Raw genomic sequence first — 513 nt, forward strand, 5'->3', positions numbered from 1 at the left:
AAAATCGGAAATTTTACTTTTGGTTTTTAACTAAGCATTGTAGTGTGTAAATAGATATATTTATTAAACTACGTGTATGTAACATAAGGAAAAATACACAAACTAAAAGGAATACCAAAGAGCAATATCTGAGTACCAAAGTACAGTATCCAATGGAAAAGAAAGCTTATACTCCACGTACTTAGAAATGACAGGTAAAGAAACAGTTTCTTTATAACTATTTGGGAAAATTAAAACGACAAGCGCTAAACTTATTAGCTTTAAAAGTCTGTGCATATACTGTTGTAAATCACGTGTTAATGTCTTCCAACCTGTTGTATTGCCGCGTTTGTATTTTGGATTGTTCTGCAACTCAAAAGGAATATGAGAATTGCATAAAATTGCAAAAACCGCTGTGACTATTACCAAAGAAACAGATGCAAATATCAAAATACTCTGAATAAAGTAGGGATTTTTTTTAATTCCTAAAAAACATAAAAATATAAAAGTTATAATGCCAAACAAGGCTCTTAG

General features: G+C 30.0%; 1 pseudogene. It reads right to left on the reverse strand.

Annotation, left to right across the window (positions count from 1 at the left end):
• Window positions 1–13: 13 nt before the first annotated feature.
• Window positions 14–513 (reverse strand): annotated as a pseudogene (locus tag ACFIK6_RS10330) (hypothetical protein); the annotation flags it as partial.

Origin of the sequence: Bartonella sp. AS69XJJH, from assembly GCF_042195585.1 — a bacterium.
In the GTDB taxonomy this organism is placed as follows: domain Bacteria; phylum Pseudomonadota; class Alphaproteobacteria; order Rhizobiales; family Rhizobiaceae; genus Bartonella.